The 17,047-nt window shown below is 51.1% G+C and carries 6 protein-coding genes; all 6 read right to left on the reverse strand.

The genetic code is table 11. From position 1 onward, the window contains the following. Positions 1-19 precede the first annotated feature (19 nt). The 6 genes from mads8 to mads2 (GTQ55_RS01420) are packed head-to-tail and all read right to left on the reverse strand — an operon-like array spanning position 20 to position 16,735. Positions 20-5,482 carry a methylation-associated defense system ATP-binding protein MAD8 gene (gene mads8, locus GTQ55_RS01395; RefSeq protein WP_161857110.1) on the reverse strand — a complete coding sequence of 1,821 codons (5,463 nt, stop codon included), beginning with the start codon at positions 5,480-5,482 and terminating at the stop codon, positions 20-22. Next, positions 5,479-7,161 (reverse strand): methylation-associated defense system protein MAD7, encoded by a 1,683-nt coding sequence (gene mads7, locus GTQ55_RS01400; RefSeq protein WP_161857111.1) that lies wholly within the window; start codon positions 7,159-7,161, stop codon positions 5,479-5,481. Before mads7 ends, mads8 begins: the two co-directional genes overlap by 4 nt. Continuing rightward, positions 7,151-11,329: a methylation-associated defense system protein kinase MAD6 gene (gene mads6 / locus GTQ55_RS01405; protein WP_161857112.1), complete on the reverse strand. Its 4,179-nt coding sequence runs from the start codon at positions 11,327-11,329 to the stop codon at positions 7,151-7,153. The genes mads7 and mads6 overlap by 11 nt, the downstream gene beginning before the upstream one ends. Continuing rightward, on the reverse strand, positions 11,329-12,723 hold the full coding sequence (gene mads5 / locus GTQ55_RS01410; RefSeq protein WP_161857113.1) for a methylation-associated defense system restriction endonuclease subunit S MAD5: 1,395 nt from the start codon (positions 12,721-12,723) through the stop codon (positions 11,329-11,331). Before mads5 ends, mads6 begins: the two co-directional genes overlap by 1 nt. Next, on the reverse strand, positions 12,720-14,741 hold the full coding sequence (gene mads2, locus GTQ55_RS01415; protein ID WP_161857114.1) for a methylation-associated defense system DNA methyltransferase MAD2: 2,022 nt from the start codon (positions 14,739-14,741) through the stop codon (positions 12,720-12,722). Before mads2 (GTQ55_RS01415) ends, mads5 begins: the two co-directional genes overlap by 4 nt. Then, positions 14,738-16,735 (reverse strand): methylation-associated defense system DNA methyltransferase MAD2, encoded by a 1,998-nt coding sequence (mads2, locus tag GTQ55_RS01420; protein ID WP_161857115.1) that lies wholly within the window; start codon positions 16,733-16,735, stop codon positions 14,738-14,740. Before mads2 (GTQ55_RS01420) ends, mads2 (GTQ55_RS01415) begins: the two co-directional genes overlap by 4 nt. Positions 16,736-17,047 lie beyond the last annotated feature (312 nt).

A 17,047-nucleotide genomic window follows, 5' to 3' on the forward strand; every position in this document is an offset into this window, starting at 1 on the left:
TGGCAACAAACAACAGCCGCTAGACGGCTGTTTTAGTGCTACCACCATGTTGTGTAATGCGAGGTCTACATTTTATCTTGACCGCCCCGCGCGTAAAAGCTTCGTCGGAGGCTTTGCTCGACCACACATAAGCTTCACCGGTTCCAAGATGGCTCATCCTGTCTGACGTCAAGTCACCAAGTGCTGCATTGGCTTTCTGGATGTGTCTCAACCAGGCAGGCGAATTGAACTTGTGCATGATGATCTGCGATGAAAGTTCGATCAGTGAGACTGGTACCGAAGGGGGGTCCTGCGAGGCAACCATGATACTAGTCCCCTTGTGTCGCATCTCACGAACAACTTCTACCAAACCAGAAATCAAATCATCGTTTTCGATGTATTTATGTGCTTCATCGAAGACCACCAGTTTATTGAAGGCACTTCCTTGGTAGGTCGCTTCCGAAAAGATTTGTAACATGACCACAAATAGACCGAGAGCTTCATCTTTTTCTATATACTCATCGCGAAGGTCCACGATTATCAGGCGACCAGGCCTTATAAGATCTTGAAGTCGCTGGTTGTCATCAATGTACTCAGATGCAAACAGAAGGCGAGTCTGAGCCAAATCTTTAAGATGATCTGATAAGCTTGAAGACTCAATGCCGGCTCGCAAAGCCTCCAAAGTCAGATTGTCGCGCAGCCCCCTCATGATGAGATTAATTTGCCGCATATACATGCTCTGACTTCCAATCGCACCCATAAGAAATTTCCAGTGTGCCGCCTTTAACTCTGAGGCAGAGAAGGCTATCGGCTTGACCTCGATATCTGGGTACTCCGCTCGGCGATCATCTACCTTATTTTCTGGAGTAAGAATTAGCACATCCTTAAGCGCTTCCGGATTTGCCTGGTAGCGCTCACGAAGTATCTGGATCTCTTCATCTACCGAATTGGCAAGATTCATTGAGGTAAATTCAGGCGCATAATCCTGCGTCGGGCTGTAATGAAAAATTACTGTGGCGAGGGGACTTGGTAGCACATTGATGTGTTCAACAGGCATGGAAGCCATCTCTATGGCTGTACCAAGGGTATAGCTTTTGCCGCCACCCTGTACTCCAAAGAGGCTAATGGTATGGGTGTGATTGAGGTCTAACGCTATCTTCCTGCCGGAAACCTCTCCGAGCAATCCGTATTGGGGCGAATCACCATTCACACCCAGCATAATGTCATAGCTGACCTCGCATTGAGGTTTAGTTTGAGATTCAGATTGCTCAGGTTCTTCAAGCTCGGGTTTCTGAGTGGTTCCTTCTGGCACACTATCGACGACGGTAGGCCCGATATCCTCTTCTAGTCCTTCACGCTCAATAACGGAGGGGCGAGCTATTTGCTCTTCAGGTTCTTTCTGTGCGTCATTTTCGTCTTGGCCAGAAGCCGCCCCTTCTTCTGCGGCAGGGGATGCTGGCTTAGGAATTTGTGTCTCCGATTCATCTTCCCATAGTTCTTCTAAAGTCCAGGACGTCGACCGTTCTCTTTCAGGTGCGATAAAGTCTGCCGTTTTGAGCTTTGGCACACCCGGAATAAACAACTCACTGAGAAAACTAACTGTCGGTTCTGCTTCAGATGCGCTAGTGGCTGGTTTGCGGCAATTTTCCAGTAATTCACGAATTAGATCTTTACCTATGCGGTAAAATTCAATGCCTACCTCTCTATCTGGAGGCTCGGTTCCTGGTTTATCGAAATCAAAAATCAGTGCACAGCGTCTGAACTGTAGGGAGTAACCCTGCTCTATAGATTCAAGAAAGCCTCGTGCTTCCTGGGCAGCAGCCGTATCAAAAATGCCGTAACGTAGAGAGCGCTCCAAATAGAAATGTAGAATCTGAACTAGTTCACGACTTTTAAGCAGTCTGTCTGGACGATCCGGATTTTTCAGAACTGGGTCGAAATGACGCTGGAGAATACGCTCGCTTTGATTGATTTGTGCGGAAATGCGCTCTTTAAGTGAGTTAAACGCCGAAAGATCGCCCACTTGTGAATAACATTTTACTTCTACCAAGTTGCACGTAATTGTTCTCTTGTTCAAATCCAAGTCAAACAACGCTAAGTCAGTGCGCTGTAGGCTGATGCCATCGCCGACATCGGCTGACTCACCGCCTGTGCGGTAGAGGTCTATGTGCGCGTCTAACGGCACGATGACCTGATTACTCAATGCACCCTGATATTCAAGATAGAGACGCGCTAATGCCAGGCCGAGGGCCTCTGCTTGTTGTGTTCGCGCAGAAATCAGCTTTAGGGCGAGCTGCCCTGATAGTGACCGTAAGTTCGCCAGTAGCTGAACTGATTGCTCACCGTCGGCGGACAAGCCGTATTCGAGTAATACCGGCTTTAGCATTGCCTCCAGCTCATCGTTTGAGCGCGAAGAGATGATTAGGTTGTGCGTCGCTTGGGAGCTGGCTCCAGGTACATAGTCAATCAAATAGTCTGGCCTATTCTTCCTGCCGCCATGGTCGAAGAATTCAATTCCCATATTGCGATCGATGTTGAATACCCAGTCGCTAACCTGGTGGACTTCATAGATTAGCTCTCGTTGAGCCACATCGAGGCCAAGGGTAACGACGGGTACGGCTTTGAAACTGGCGCCAGAAGCAGCAACTGCCGAGGTCGCGAAACAGAGATTTTTGCTCAGTGATGACAACAAATCAAAACACGGGGCTTGGTCATCGCTAGCGAGGGAACGTCCAACTATTGGCCGTTTGTTCCAGAAAGTACCCGAATCGTCATCAACGAATTCGGTGGTGAAGTCCTGTATTAGTCCTTGTAGTGGAACCACTCCCATTGGCATTTCTGTAATGGAAAGCTCCTCGGCGGGAAATACATCGAGAAGAAGACTGATGTGTGCTGGGAATTTCTGGGGATTTGCGTGGAATTCGTTCAGTGCGTGCTTGGCCAAATTCATCTTGGAGAAAAGATGGCTACCTGTTGAGGTGGCAAATGCATCGGCAGCCTCATTTATGGTGGCTTCTGGGCGGACCATGTATTCAAGAGCTTCACCCAAGACCGGAGAGTCAGGGTCAGAAGTAAAGAGCCGAATGTCATAGCGCAAATCGGCATGCTCACGCTTCTGCTGAAGCGATAGTAAAGCATCTGCTAGCACTGAACCCGCTCCAGGATTGAAGATGTTCAGTGACAACTCTCGTACATAGGGGTGCTGGGAGAGATAACGCTCAATTTTGTCCGCAATGAGCTTCCCAGAAATATCCGTTCCTGCAGTAGACGGTTCAGCCAAACCCAGTGCAGAACAGATCTCAGCCATTAGGCCGCGGACGTTCTCCTCAGTCGTTGGGGCGTAGAGGGCCCAGAACGCATTTAAGTTGTCTACGGGGGTGAAGATTCGTCCATCCTCGACCGGGATGCCGACCGGAAAAGCTGAGGGTGCAAGGCTATCCAGTAGGGCAGAGCGGATATGAGGAACATGGTCCCTCCCGCCGGCCTTCAATTTCTCAATCCAGTTCTTACCCAGAATCCCCCAACCGTACAGCCAAAGAGCACGGAGGGGATGGGTTGGAGAGACCATAACAGCCTCCCTGTGCTTTCCTCGAAAGTCAGTCAATATGACGTGAATGGAATCAACGGCCAGCACGTTTCGGAGTGTTTGAAGGTGATGCTGCCTCTCCGCCCCTGACGTTGTCTCGGCCTGCCGGAGAAGGTTCCTCACCAAGTCGAGGTAGCTTTCAGCATATGCAAGACATTCTTTCTCAGAATCTCGGAATGAAAGTCCTTGCATGATCAATTCAGCAGTATCCTTGCGGACTGCCGAAAAGAATTCTTCGCGGGCGGCGAGGAAAGAAGCCATCGAGGCAGAAGATGGCAGTGTTAGCGCTACCTCAGACGGTGGTTCGGCGGTATCCAAATTGACTTGCATTCGCCAACCTGATGGATGCTTGGGTTCCGCCAAGATACGCTGCTCAATGGTTTTGAGCATGCGCGAAAGCGGGATCTGAACAGCGCCTTCACGGCCGAATTTTGCCAGCAACGTTTCCTGACGCCCGGCATTTTTCGAGCGACCACCTTCAGCCCAGGTGATACTACTTACCGTTATATCTTCCGGATCACGCTCATCACTCAAGGCAGTTAGCTGTAGCCGGAACCGTGCATGCTCCAAACTCTGCTCAATGGGTATCGCACGCTGTGGTGGTTCCTCTTCGATAATGCCACCCGGCAGGACATAGAAAGGCTCACTTTCATGGGAGCGCTTAGCATCCCCAGCGCCGGGTTCAGCTTCCAGTGGGATCGGATCACCATCGGCCGTCCAGGGCAAGATGCGGATGAAATGCCATCCTTCCTCGAACTCTATCTTGTTAAGCTTAGTTAAATTGGTTGTGCATTTCAGTCGATTTGGTGTCCAAGCTTTGACCTTTTTGGACTTCCCTACTGGGCCATCGTTTTGTGAAACGATCTGAACTGAAAAGTGGTCGAGCCCACTGACTTGACCTGGGTGAGGATTAACCTCAAACACCACGTTTATTTTGCGTCGTTCATTAGGGGCCAGGACCTGCTGTCCTATCAGGCTCGAAAGTTGCTCGTCAGTCTCATCTTCTTGTACAACAGGTAGATCGGTTTCCGTCACCGTCAACAGGATCTTGTCCAGCGACAGCTCTTCTCGAAATTTCCACTTGTCGAAAGAAATGCTCCACCAGCTTTTGTCGACGGCAATAGGTGACGTCCAGGATTCAGGCTCCTGGACATCGTATTTCTCAAAGTAAGCGAATAATCGAGACTCGAGTGCTTTGTCACTCAGCCCCAAATTGGCTATACGACCTCGAACCGATTTGTGCGAGGCCATCAAACTGCGAACGCTGGCAAGGTTGCGGCGAATCTTTCCACTAACCGTGCCGAGATCGGCAAAGAGCTTAAAGTCAGGAATCAACGTCAATTCATACAGGCTGGCCCCGAGTGTTTCTCCATCAATCCCATTTTCGAGCGCGGTCAACAGATACCGAACGCGGGAAACGCTATCGGCAAATAGCCAATCCTCTTCCGTTAGTAGGCTAAACACATCACTAACATGACCAACCAGTGTTCCTGGAATCCGATCAAGTAGCGAGTCAATAAGATCTTCGTAGATTCCGGTGAAGGTCAGTTCTTCAAAAGTCGCCACACCGAACGAGTCTTCGGCGCTAGTGCGAAGCGAAGTCGGTATGAATACCAGTAAAGGCTGACGTAGCTCACCGTCTGCATCCGGGTTGCGCAACTCCACCAGTTTGGTAGAAGTGACTCGGAATGGCTGACTCTCCTGGTCATGGCCGCCGAGAATAAAGATGTTTCCGTTTGGCTGGATCCTGCGCAGTTCTTTGCAGACCGACTCCATTACATCATCATCGAGATCGGTTATACGTATGCAGTGCCCTGGACCACGATCACTCAGGATCTCTTCAATTCGTGGGCATAGCATACCTGCGACGGCGGCGTTCAATTTGCCCCGGGAAAGCTTGGTGAAGGCATTACTCATTTAGTACGTCCGCCTTTATTTGTTCTGTCAATTCTCTCAATCGCATAGCGGGGCGATACTTTTTGCGTCACGTAGGCGTCCGACAGGTCTTCATAGAACCCAATTTCACGCAGGCGACGTTTGAAGGCTTCAAGGTTAAGACGAAGGGCGCGTCTATCTAGGATGCTGCTATGTGCCTGTGCCACTTCTGGCAGTTGGTCAATGTAAAGACCATAGCGGTTCCTCAAGAAATCCAGTAACTCTTCGATGCGAACTTCTCGAGTCACGAACTGTCCCCCATCCTGGGTGAGTACCGTAACCTGAAGGAGAACTTCGAGTAGTTTACTTCCGAGAACAAATCGTCGTGGACTTCCTTTGGTGCGAGATTGGGCCAGCAGACCGCTTTCTTTATTTTTGAGGAGTAATGAGTCCAGACACTGAGTGATGTACTGACGGTGATACTTTCCCCGATACGCCATCAGGATTTCGATGAAGGTTTCGAACTCGCCGAGTCCCATTTCGGTGACTTCGCGAATTTCAGGGTCGACATCTCCATTTCCAGAAGATGATTCTTCGATCAGACTTGCCAAGCGAAACTTGAAGTAGGCCTGCCGATCTGCATCGTGCTCGGGCTTCAGCAGGGATGCCAGATCACCTACGCTGAAAAACCCGTTGGCGGGAGTAGCCAGTTTGCCGGTCTTCTTACTCAAGTATTCCGCCATTTCATCGAGCTTTTTGACGACAAAATTAGCTTGTACGAACGAAGGTATCTGGCGGTACAGTCGGTCAGTCGACTTCCGAGCTAACTCAGCCATACGTGGATTGCTGATCTCGCCCATGTCCACAACTAGCGCTATTTGGTAGGGACAGCCTTCCAGTGCATTGTCGAGATCGGGATTAATCGGGCAATCTTTGGTGGTACAAACATTATTGCCAGAGCGTTGCTTCACCAGCTTGGGAAGCATCTGTAATAATTTGAGGTGGTAGAGCGCCAGGTGGAAAGCCATCAAAGTTTTGAGGTAATCCACCAACACCGAACGCGGAATGTAGGGCTCATAAGCCAGCAGCCGCAGGATGTCATCAGCCATAATATCAGCCTGGCCGATACACAGTGGCTGAAAGCGCGAGGGCTCCTTGGAGTCTTTCATGTCCTGGGTAACCTGGTGGTCCAGGCGTAGGATGGCTTGCGTTTCCACATCCACGGAAGCGGTGGGATCGTAGCGGTCCGTAACTAAGTCGATTCCCGGAAAGAAAAAGCGCTTTAAGGCGTCTCTTGCCGCTTGCCCTTTGCCCTTGCGGGCGTAGAAAAGCATCCAGTAAATCTGCTCTGCCGCTCCGTAATCTCGAGTGTGTTTGGCATTGCGAAATTTATAAGTATTGCCATGCAGTGGTCTGGGTGCAGCTAGGGCCTGATTGCTCTTGCCCCGGTTGACCAAGTCCATTAGGTCCGTCTCAATCCAGGCGCGAACGATATCTGGGTGCTTGTCAAAGCCTGCGAACCATTCTCGGTGCTCTAAAAAGTCTTCCAGAAATTCATCGACAGAAAGGTCGCCTCCACGTGGTGGCCGGCGACTGGCATACCCATCGTATTTCAATCGCGGAAAAAGCATCGTCAAAACACGATCCATCTCAATGTGCTTGAAATCGAGATACGAGACTTTGGGAATTCTGAACTCTTTATTGCGTCCTTTAATTGACATTGTATTCAGCACCCTTCTCTGAAACTTCCATCACCAGTCTACCGTCATCTTCCCGGCGTATTTCGTAGAATCTGTGACCAGCCTTAGTGAGCAAAACCTCTTTGTAAGGCACCGAGGCTAGTAGGTTTTTAAATACAGATAGGCTCAGGAGGAAACCCTCTTGCTCCTCAATACTGGGGCGATAGCCGTTGTTGAGGCGCATTAACATTTCATAGATATCAAGATTGATGCGCAGGCTAGCTTTGTGCCCATCGCCGGAGTCATATAGCAGCACCAGGGCCTGAGGCAGGCTTTCTAGAAAAGGATGAGCTGTTGTTTCTTGCTCAGTCCTCAGCGTGAAATGGTGACCGTTAAACAGTCGGTAGCTACGGATGGTCCCCTTCTCTACCTGGCGGACGCGTAGCGCCAACTGGTTACCCAGCCGAGCCGGATTGCTCAATCCTTCGCCTCTATTGATGGCTTGGAGAACGTTATTAACTTGGTCGGCGCTTTTTGCACCAGGTTGCTCAATGGCATCCACGAAGGGATCGATACTTCCGTAGGGCAGCATCTCCCTCCAACCACTGTCCCGACGCTCGAAGAAGTGTCGGCGTCGCATGTGCGACAGATAATTCCGGTGCTTGGAGATCAATCGCGCACGGTTCTTAGACGAATAGTCGCGGGGAAGGTTGCGGAATAGCGTCTCCGTCAGCTCATTGTCATACCCGGCTCGCTCAGCGAATGAGTAGCGGCTCATTACCTTAGCTTTGGGGTTGAGAAAGCCAAGTTCTCGGTCTAGATCCGGATTACTGACTTCGGCAATGTCAATCTCGCGCAGCAAGGCGACCAACCGATCGTTGGAGCCTTCCGCTCCGCCAAGCCACGAGTTGAAGTAAAAACTATCAAGGATGCGATTTTGGGTTTCTTCACCGCCGCCCTGGTAGAGCTGGTGGATGCCGTCACAATCCCGAGTACCGACCAGCATGAAGGCGAGCGCCGACCGCAAATCACGCATCGTAATGTGCAGGCGACCGCGCAGGTGGGTAATGGTGTAGAGCATCTTCAGGCGTTCAACCACTCTGGGGCCGGCAACCGGATCTTGGAAGGTGCGAGCATTGTGATAGGCATAGCACTTACCCTTGAGATCGCACTTCTCGCACGCCTGCCAGTATTCCTGATGTGTCATACGAGCGATCAACCGTTCCATGATGGATGGCTGGCCCTCTTCGGGCTGGGAAACCACCGAGCGCAGATTGAGGTTGATAACCGCGACACCTTCTTCGGGTGTCGCGCCGGCTAACCCTTGCTGGACCTGTTTGGCAAGTAGCGGGAATTTCTCTTCGTGCTCCAGGAAGAAGTCGACCAATCGGCCCTCATTGATGGCGATCAGGCGGGTCTGATTCCCTGGCCATTGTGAGGTATCACTGCCTGCAAACGGCGCAAAGAACTTTTGTAATACTGTGTCGTTGCGCTCGTCCCCCTCATCTTGGCTACCGTCATAGTTACTCTGATAGTTATGCCCATTGAGGTGAAACACCGCCCCATTCGCACCACGCTGCATCTGTGCGCCTTTGCTTTCGGCAAAAGCTTCGAACTGCTGAATAAAGGCCGTTTTACCGTCACCAGCGTTACCACTGATAATAACTAAGCGGAACTCTCCTTTGAGCAGAGCGGGCTTGAGTTTCTCGTCCAGATATGTAGATACGTAGGTGGCCTTGCCAACTTCATCGAGACCTCGAGTCCCCGCATTGGACACTTGGCTTTGGCTATAGAGAGTTAGAAGATGGGTTACAAAGGGGTTTACGTTAGGCCTGGCCGCGCTTAAGCCGAGCTTCGAAGCACCCTTGTGCCCAGTGCCAGTGCCAGTGTCGGTCGTGGTTAGCAGCGAGCGCAAGTGCTTAACCTCGGCCAGCGCGGCCGAGAATTCCTCCACGGATGCAAAGCGATCCTTGCGCTCGGGCGCTATCGTCTTTAGTAGCACATCAATCAGAGATGGGCTAAGGTCGGCACAACCCTTAAACTGCTTCGGGTTCTTGGGCTGAGTATTGGTCGGTGGCGTAGGTTCGTTGAAAGGGTACTTGCCAGTCAGGCATTCGTAGATGGATATGCCCAGTGCATACAAATCTCGGTCTATTCGATCAGAACTCTCTGGCTCTGAGGCATGATCGTAATCCGGTGGCAGGTAACGGCGTGTGCCACCACCGCCTTGAATCTCGTCATTCTCTGCAACCGCGACGTTAAAATCGATGATGCGGACTCCACTATCGGTCCACAGCAGGTTGGACGGCTTCACGTCCTGATGGTACACGCCATGCTTATGAAGGTGGGCCAGCCCATCGGCAGCCTCGTGCGCAATACATACGGCATCGTCTAAGGATAGGGCCTCCGCATCTATTAGATCAGAGACATCAAGTCCGTCGACATAGTCAAAGACGATATACGGCGTCTGCTTAGCGTCGGCCATACGATCCGCCCATATCACCTTAACTACGTGCGGGTGCTCGGGAAGATTGGTCAAGGTTTTATATTCGCGGCGTAACCGTTCGTAGACGCTGCGGCGGTCCCTGGTTACCAGCTTGATCACCCGAACAACATCGCCCAGGGAATCGAAGACCTTGTAAGCGACCCCAAAGCCGCCACTCCCGAGTTTCTTCTGAATGCGGAAGCGATCTGCCAATATGAAATCTTGTGGCAGATCCATTAAGTTTTCTGGAAGCTGTGGCACATTTTCGGCTGGTCCGCTTGTATCCTGGGCGGAGTCGTTCTTGGCCTCGGGTAGAATCACGTCAGCCAGGGCTTTGCGCGCGATTGCTGCGCTAGCATGGCGCTCCTCTGGGTCAAACTCACAAAACTTCTGCAACCATTCGTCGAGCCCTTTGGGTAGGTCCGGCTTGTGCTCCGAGGGCTCAATAGGGAATTTGCCGTCGGCCTCGATCATCTGATCGACATCTTCGTAAGCGAGTTCTCCAGTCAGCAGTTGATAAAAAATCAACCCTGCCGAAAATAGGTCCGATGCGATCGAGGCTTCTTTTGGTTCAGATTTTCTCTCAGATATCACGAGCTCCGGTGCGCGGTAAACGGGATCTAGCGACTCTTCGATTTGATAAGCAATCGTTTCGCTGGTCGAGCGCTGTTTGCCGACCCGGGCATAGTCAAAATCTGTCACCCGTCCGTGACCACCTTTAGTAACCAGTATCGCATCCGGGGTGAGATTGCGGTGGATTACTTCGTTTCTATGGGCGTGGTCCAAGGCAGCCAGCACGTCCCGCATCACTTGCAGCTTTTGATCAAACGTCAGCGCTAGGGAGGCCTTGTTTATGTGGAGGCGTAAGGGCTGACCGGGCAGATCCTCAGTGACCAGCACCACCTTATCTTCATCGTCGGATACGAATAGGTCCTTGACCGCAAGCACGTTGGCATGAGCGGGCATGTGCGCCACAGCACGATACGCGTTGCTGATCTTCTTGAGCTCTTCCTCGCGAGTCCCCTCATCTTGGTAAGGATCTGCCTGATAGACGCGCAGGCGGGCTAAACCGCCGCTCTTACCCAATAAATTGTGCTTGGCGCGGTACTCGGTATAGCGGTCAGTTCCACCGAGTTTTTCTTCTACTTGCCAATCGCGATATACCTGTGCAGCACTCTTCGGTTTCGCGTTGCCAGTAATGGCTTTTCCAATTTGTGGATGGAATCGAGAAATGGATTCCAGGCGATTTTTCGGGATGCGACTTGCATCGCGAAAGTACTTCAGGCAGCGTTTGAAGTCGGTGACGTCTGGACTGTCGATATTAGCTTGATCGAACACCGCCGCATTATCCGCCGTAAGCAGCACTGCGGCGTGTACATGCGCCTTACGTAGCTCGGCAAGGCCTTTATTACTCTCGCTAATAATGCCTGCCAATACCTTGGCATGGTGGCGTAGTTTTGCGAGAGGAGAATGGAAGGACTGTCGTCCCTCCGGATACCATTTTGAGCCATACACATCGATATTGCCCCGCGTGCCTTTGACGTCCACCAGATAGACTGCGTGAGGCGCGAGGATAGCGATGTCGATTTCGAACACCTCTAGCCCCTGACGCATCTCGAAGTTGTGGAATATCAGCCAGCCCTCCGGGAGATGATCCCGGAGAAAACCAATGGCTTGGCGTTCAGATTCGTTCGCGGGTTGCCCGATAGGTATGACTTTCGCCATTAGGCGGTTCCTTCCTCAATAGTTCGCTCGACTAAAGTGCGGGCTTCATCTTCGAACTTTAAAGCCTCATCACGGGACTCATAGGCCTCCATGATCAAGTTATTACATCTGGTTCGAGTCACTTGATCTGGGTAGGGGATCGGTAACGTTGGCAAAATAGCGTAATGAAAATCTTGGAGCTTGCTACCAGTCGAAATAGAACGGAGCATACGGAATGAGGTTTCAGAACGAATAAACGAGAAGAGCGCTCCTCGTTCTATCTGCGTCTCGTCAGCGATGACCCTAAGAAAGTGCTCCGAATAAGCCCGCTCCAGCGTACTTCCAGTAATGAATTCTGCACGACAGAATAACTCTCCCTCACCAAGGGTGCCTTGGGCGGCTACAAGAATCGAACCATCGGGGACCAGAACTTCATCGCGAACAGAAGATCTTGCTATCCAGCGTCCTTCTGGGCGAAGCCAAAATATTTGCTTTTGCCCAATCAATTGATAGGAGTGTTCTGGCGTTGCATCAATTCGCTTAAAAATATTGCCACGGCGTAAGGTACCTTCATGACATAGCTCGCCGAGCAACTTGTGTGGCCCGCTTCTAATCTTTGAACACAGTTTTTCAAATCTAGGATTGAAATTTAAAGCTCTTAATGATCTAGAATCGACTGAGGTAGAAAATCCGAGGTCACTACCCCAAGAGTGCCATTCAGTTAGCGTAATATCTTTAAGCCCAACAGAATCGAAGTAGAGTGTAGTAGCTTCATTGAGCTTTTCTTGACTATTGGATAATAGGCTTCCAGCTCGCTGAATCATTTGATCCGCAATCTCTTCCACATGCCCAAGTCTCGGAACAGGCAAATTGCATATATGATGTGGTTCTATACTTTGAATTACTGAGCCATAAGTACCAGATGTAACAAGCGGAATTCCGAAGCGGGACGACAAAAAAGCAAAAATATAACCTTCCGGCACACGATTGACATCAGGAACTATTCGCATTACATGCTCGGAGCATGCCATCCCGTCCATGCTATCACGGGCAAACGCCATCCTGCCGGTAGTGCCAGAACGGGTAATAAGCGTCCAACCTTTTTGAATAGAGAACTGAGGGTTTCGACTAATCTGGCTCTTGGAAAGCAATGGTTGGTATGTAAGGTCGAAAGCCAATATATCTGTGCTTCCCATAAAGGGAATACCGTGCTGAGCATCCAGTACATACTGTCTGCCCTCTCTACCTGCATGAAACATATCTACTGTAAGAGACTGAAGTGGCTCAGCTTTAAACTGATTTATTAATTCTGCAGCTTCTATCGCGCCAGACATATAGGGCCCGCAATCTAAGCGACGGCCGCTATGCCCGAGCCAAGAACTTGGTACAGATTTTACTTGAAACTTTCTACTCATAACGTTACCTCGCCGGTAGTGAGAAATTCTTTATACTTTTCTGCCACCAGCGGTAGCTCGTCATGAATGCGGCGGTTACGACGCGTGGTGCGGCGGACTTCAACTTCACCACCGACACGAACGCGCTCAATTACGTCTTCAGCAAAAACCAGTTCCTCCCCATCTGGTGCGCGCTGAAATAGGAGGTTACCTCGAGCATCGACACCGGCCCGGTCCACTACCGCCATAAAGACTTTGTATTCCGGGTGCTCTATGTTTAGTAACTCCTCCGGACTACGGCGGCGCAGCAGCAAAAAACTGGGTAATGCCGGTGTCAGGCCATACTCTCTCACGGTGACCTTGAACGGCTCCACCGGCAAGTCGACTGAGGCCAGAACCTCGCAATGTCGCAATATCCACCAGCGAATGTATTCGTCTCTCGGGTTCCCTAGAACACCATCAGGCAGAAGAATTCCAACACGACCAGTTCCCGGCTTCACCCAGTCGAGTGCACGTTCGATAAATAAAACTTCAGGAGGTACTCCTGCTGTATTGATCGTGCCTGAGTTTATGTAACCAACGCCACCTTCCTCTTCACTCCAAACCTTTCCGAGGTCATATCGGGAAAGAATTGATTCGTCAGTGACTACATCCCTTGTCGTAAACCAAGGGTTCAGCATAACGATATCCATACTGCCCAAGGAGATGGCCGGGCGAGCGGCTTCAATTCCATCCAAATCACCTTCAGGAAAGGTGCGCGCATCAATGCGGAAAACGCGACCGGGGTTGCCGGTGGTGAACAATAGGTTCATACGGCTGGTAACGGCCAGGAAGGGGTCTATGTCACATCCAAGGGCGTTGCTTGCCGCCCAGGCCGCGGCTTCATTTTGCGCTTGGCGGATCTGTTCATTGGTGGCCTCTTCAGGTGTTGTGCCTCTGGCCGCCAACTTTTGCTTAAATATATGTGCAGCGGTGGTGGCGAGGAAGGTACCTGTGCCACTAGAACAGTCCATAATGCGATCGCCAGGTTGCGGATCAAGCATTTCCACCGCCATTTCGGCGACATTCAATGGCGTAGGGTAGCGCCCCTCTCGGCCATCCATCACGCTTCGGGCGACTGCCCGGAAAGCCTCGGTGCGGTAGCGGGGTTGAGTTTCGCTCAGTGAGTAACGGGCCAGTTCCATGACGATACGGGCAGTCTCATGGGCTTCCAGAGTTAGCTCCCAGCCACGGGTCAGCAGGTTCGGCTGCCAGGCCTTGGCGGACACGATGGACTCGTTGATGCGCCGAGCAATGGCCTGTTGGCCTTCCCCAGTGAAAGGTTCATCGCCCTTGATCCAGAACTTACGCTCTACGGTGGGGAGTGTCTCATCAAAGATCTTGGCCAGCATCAGCACGGCCAATTGTTTGAAGGCGTCTTTGTGATCCAGGCCCAGGTTCCGGTTGAGGTACTGGTGGCAGCGTATCAGTGCATCTTCCAGGTCTTCAGCCTCCGCACTAATCTGGATGACGCCTCCTGTGCGGGCGAGGTCAGCGGTGTCTTCGCCAGGGGCAGGCCATACGCCTAGAGGCTTGGTACGCGTTTCAAATCGCGCGTGCTCAACCTGGATAAGAAACTCTTCTTGGCCGTTCGTCCACATCCCGAGAGTAGCTGCAGGAATATGCTCTAGTAACTCTTTTAGCGGCTGGAGATCTGTATCCGCCTCGTCAAATGACCGCAGCTTGTTACGGCTACTTTGGGGCTTGCATACAATGACGCGCTGAAGGTTGTCATTAGTATGCTCTGTGCCGGGACGAAAAATCGCAATATCGACGCGCTTACGCATATGCCCCTGAATACAAGGATGATAATTGACTTCGATATCACCGCGGTCAAATCCATAGCTTTCGATAAGCAATCGCAAAACTTTCTGCGTAAGTCGATTTTTGGGTGAGGGGCTCTGTTTATTTCCAGTAAGGATGTCGATAAGAAAATTATCTGGGCCGCTCTCTTCTGTAGTTTCCTGCTGCGCCTCAATGGTGCCGTTTTGATCACTCACCCATTCAGCTCCTTCTGAAATTCACGGTACTTCTCTGCGATCACCGGAAGATCGTTATCTTCAATCTTTTCGCTGCGCGTCAGCGTACGTTCTACGAAGCGGCCCCCAATACGGATACGCTCAATATGTTGCCTTGGCTCAACGATTTCCTCGCCGTCGGGTGTGCGCTTGTATAGCTTGTTACCGCGGCGGTCGAAGCCAACCTTGTCAGCCACGGCCATAAAGACTGGGTATTCTTCAATACCACCAAGCGCTTCCCGATGTTTCTCTTGCTCATCTTTCCGGCGAAGGAACAGCAAGCTGGTCAGGATGTTGACATTCGCCTCGGCAATAAATGATTCGACCGGCAGGTCGACGGATGCCAAGACCTGAGTTTCACGCATAATCCACCAGCGAATGTATTCTGCCGCCGGATTACCGAGAACACCGTCGGGCAGCACAATCCCCAAACGTCCAGAGCCAGGCTTAAGCCACTTGATGCAGCGTTCGATAAAGAGAATCTCTGGCGAAACGCTGTTTTTCAGGACACCCGTATTGCGGAATCCCCCCTCGCCATCGGACTCCCAACTGTGAGCAAGTTCATATTGCTCCAGGATATGCTTATCTGTAATCGGGATGTCAGAGCCAAACGGGGGGTTGGTCGCTATGATATCGATGGAGCTCAGCGGAATTTCTTGCTTTGCCGCTTCCAGGTCCGCTAGATGACCTAGTGGGAACTCCAGTGAATTGATGTTGTAAATATGACCTCGACCATCGCCCGCCAGCACCATGTTCATTTGCGCAGCACGGATTAAGAAAGGGTCAAAATCCGCGCCGTAAACGTTTGCGCCGGCATACTCTTTCAAGCGCTCAATATCGTTCAGAAAGCCCGTAGAGCTGTCATCGCTTGATTTGGCCTCGTCGCGGAATTTCTTGAGCATATGACCGAGCGTGGCAACTAGAAACCCGCCGGTTCCACAGGAAGGGTCGAGAACTGTCTCTGATTCCTTAGGGTCGAGCATCTCAATGACGAGCTTAACAACCCCCCGAGGAGTGAAATATTGCCCGCGGTCACCACGTAGGTTTACGCCAACCAATTCCTGATAGGCTACGCCCTTTGCATCGACGTCGGTACGAGTGAAGTCATACTTGGCGAGTTCCGAAACAATAAACGCCAGAGCTCGATCTGAGAGCGTGATTTCTTCATTACCACGGAAAATATTGCTGTACTGCTTTTTCACTTCAGTGAACAGTTCTTCGATACGCTTGCGAATGGCTTTTCGGCCTTCTGCTTCGAACTGTTCCTTTGGCCCCGCCCAAAATCGACGTACCCAGGCCTGACGAAGCTTTCCGCGAAGATTCTCGTCGTGCATTTTGCAAAAAATTAGGTACAGGAATTGCCAAAACGCAGCATCTTTTGGCATTCCTTCATTGCCGTGAATGAAATTGTGGCAGCGCCGGAATGTAATTTTGAGCATCTCATTATCGGCAACCCGAGTATAAGCATCCGAGATGACCTCTTTGGTGCCGATAGATTCATCCGCTATCGGCCAATCACCGATCGGGTTGCACTTAGTTTCGAAGCGTTTTTGCTCTTTCTCCAAGAAGAAAAACTCGAGACCGTTGGTCCAAAGTCCGTATTGAACTGCCTCCACTTCACACATGATGCTTTCGATTTCATCGAGATCCTTCGCGGCTTGCTCGAAGTCCCGAATGCGAACGGCGCCCTTACCGGCTTTGGGTTCCTGCCGGCAGACCACTGCACGACCTAAATTCTCAATCGTATGCTCTTTGCCGTGATGGAATATGGCTACATCGACCTTTTTTCGTCCACCGAGCTTATAGTCGAGTGCCATATCCTCGGGTGAGAATCCGTACTCGTGAATAAGCGCACGAACTATTCGCTGGCGCACCTGCTCTTTCTTGGATTCTTTGATTGGCTTGCCCGATATATAGTCAAGCGTATAGCCAGCCTGAATCGCATGTTCAGCTGACTTGTTTTGTGTGTTACTCATTAAGTATCTCCACGCACCTCGCGGGGCGATTTCGTGTCTGTTTGTTCTTCAAACTTTCGGACCGTGAGTATTTACTCCTCGGCTCATCATCCGTCGGCAGCGTGCTCGGGCTGCAACGAGTAAGAAAGCGGCTCTCCCTGTTTCAATAGGTGGGCCGTATTGTCGCCATTAATGCTTCCGGTGATCGTCTTATCGGTGGTCAAGAAACCAACTGTTTGTGCAGTATCTGTTCGGATAAATGGTTCTCGCGCCACATTAGCTCAGAATGCCATTGGATGCCGTTAGGTACCAGACGATAGCAGAATATTTATG

The sequence above is a fragment of the Microbulbifer hydrolyticus genome (assembly GCF_009931115.1).
Classification (GTDB): domain Bacteria; phylum Pseudomonadota; class Gammaproteobacteria; order Pseudomonadales; family Cellvibrionaceae; genus Microbulbifer; species Microbulbifer hydrolyticus.

Excerpts from the sequence above, each read along its gene's own strand:
- mads5 (WP_161857113.1), bottom strand. The coding sequence starts at position 12,723 with ATGAGTAGAAAGTTTCAAGTAAAATCTGTACCAAGTTCTTGGCTCGGG.
- mads2 (WP_161857115.1), bottom strand. The coding sequence starts at position 16,735 with ATGAGTAACACACAAAACAAGTCAGCTGAACATGCGATTCAGGCTGGC.
- mads6 (WP_161857112.1), bottom strand. The coding sequence starts at position 11,329 with ATGGCGAAAGTCATACCTATCGGGCAACCCGCGAACGAATCTGAACGC.
- mads8 (WP_161857110.1), bottom strand. The coding sequence starts at position 5,482 with ATGAGTAATGCCTTCACCAAGCTTTCCCGGGGCAAATTGAACGCCGCC.
- mads7 (WP_161857111.1), bottom strand. The coding sequence starts at position 7,161 with ATGTCAATTAAAGGACGCAATAAAGAGTTCAGAATTCCCAAAGTCTCG.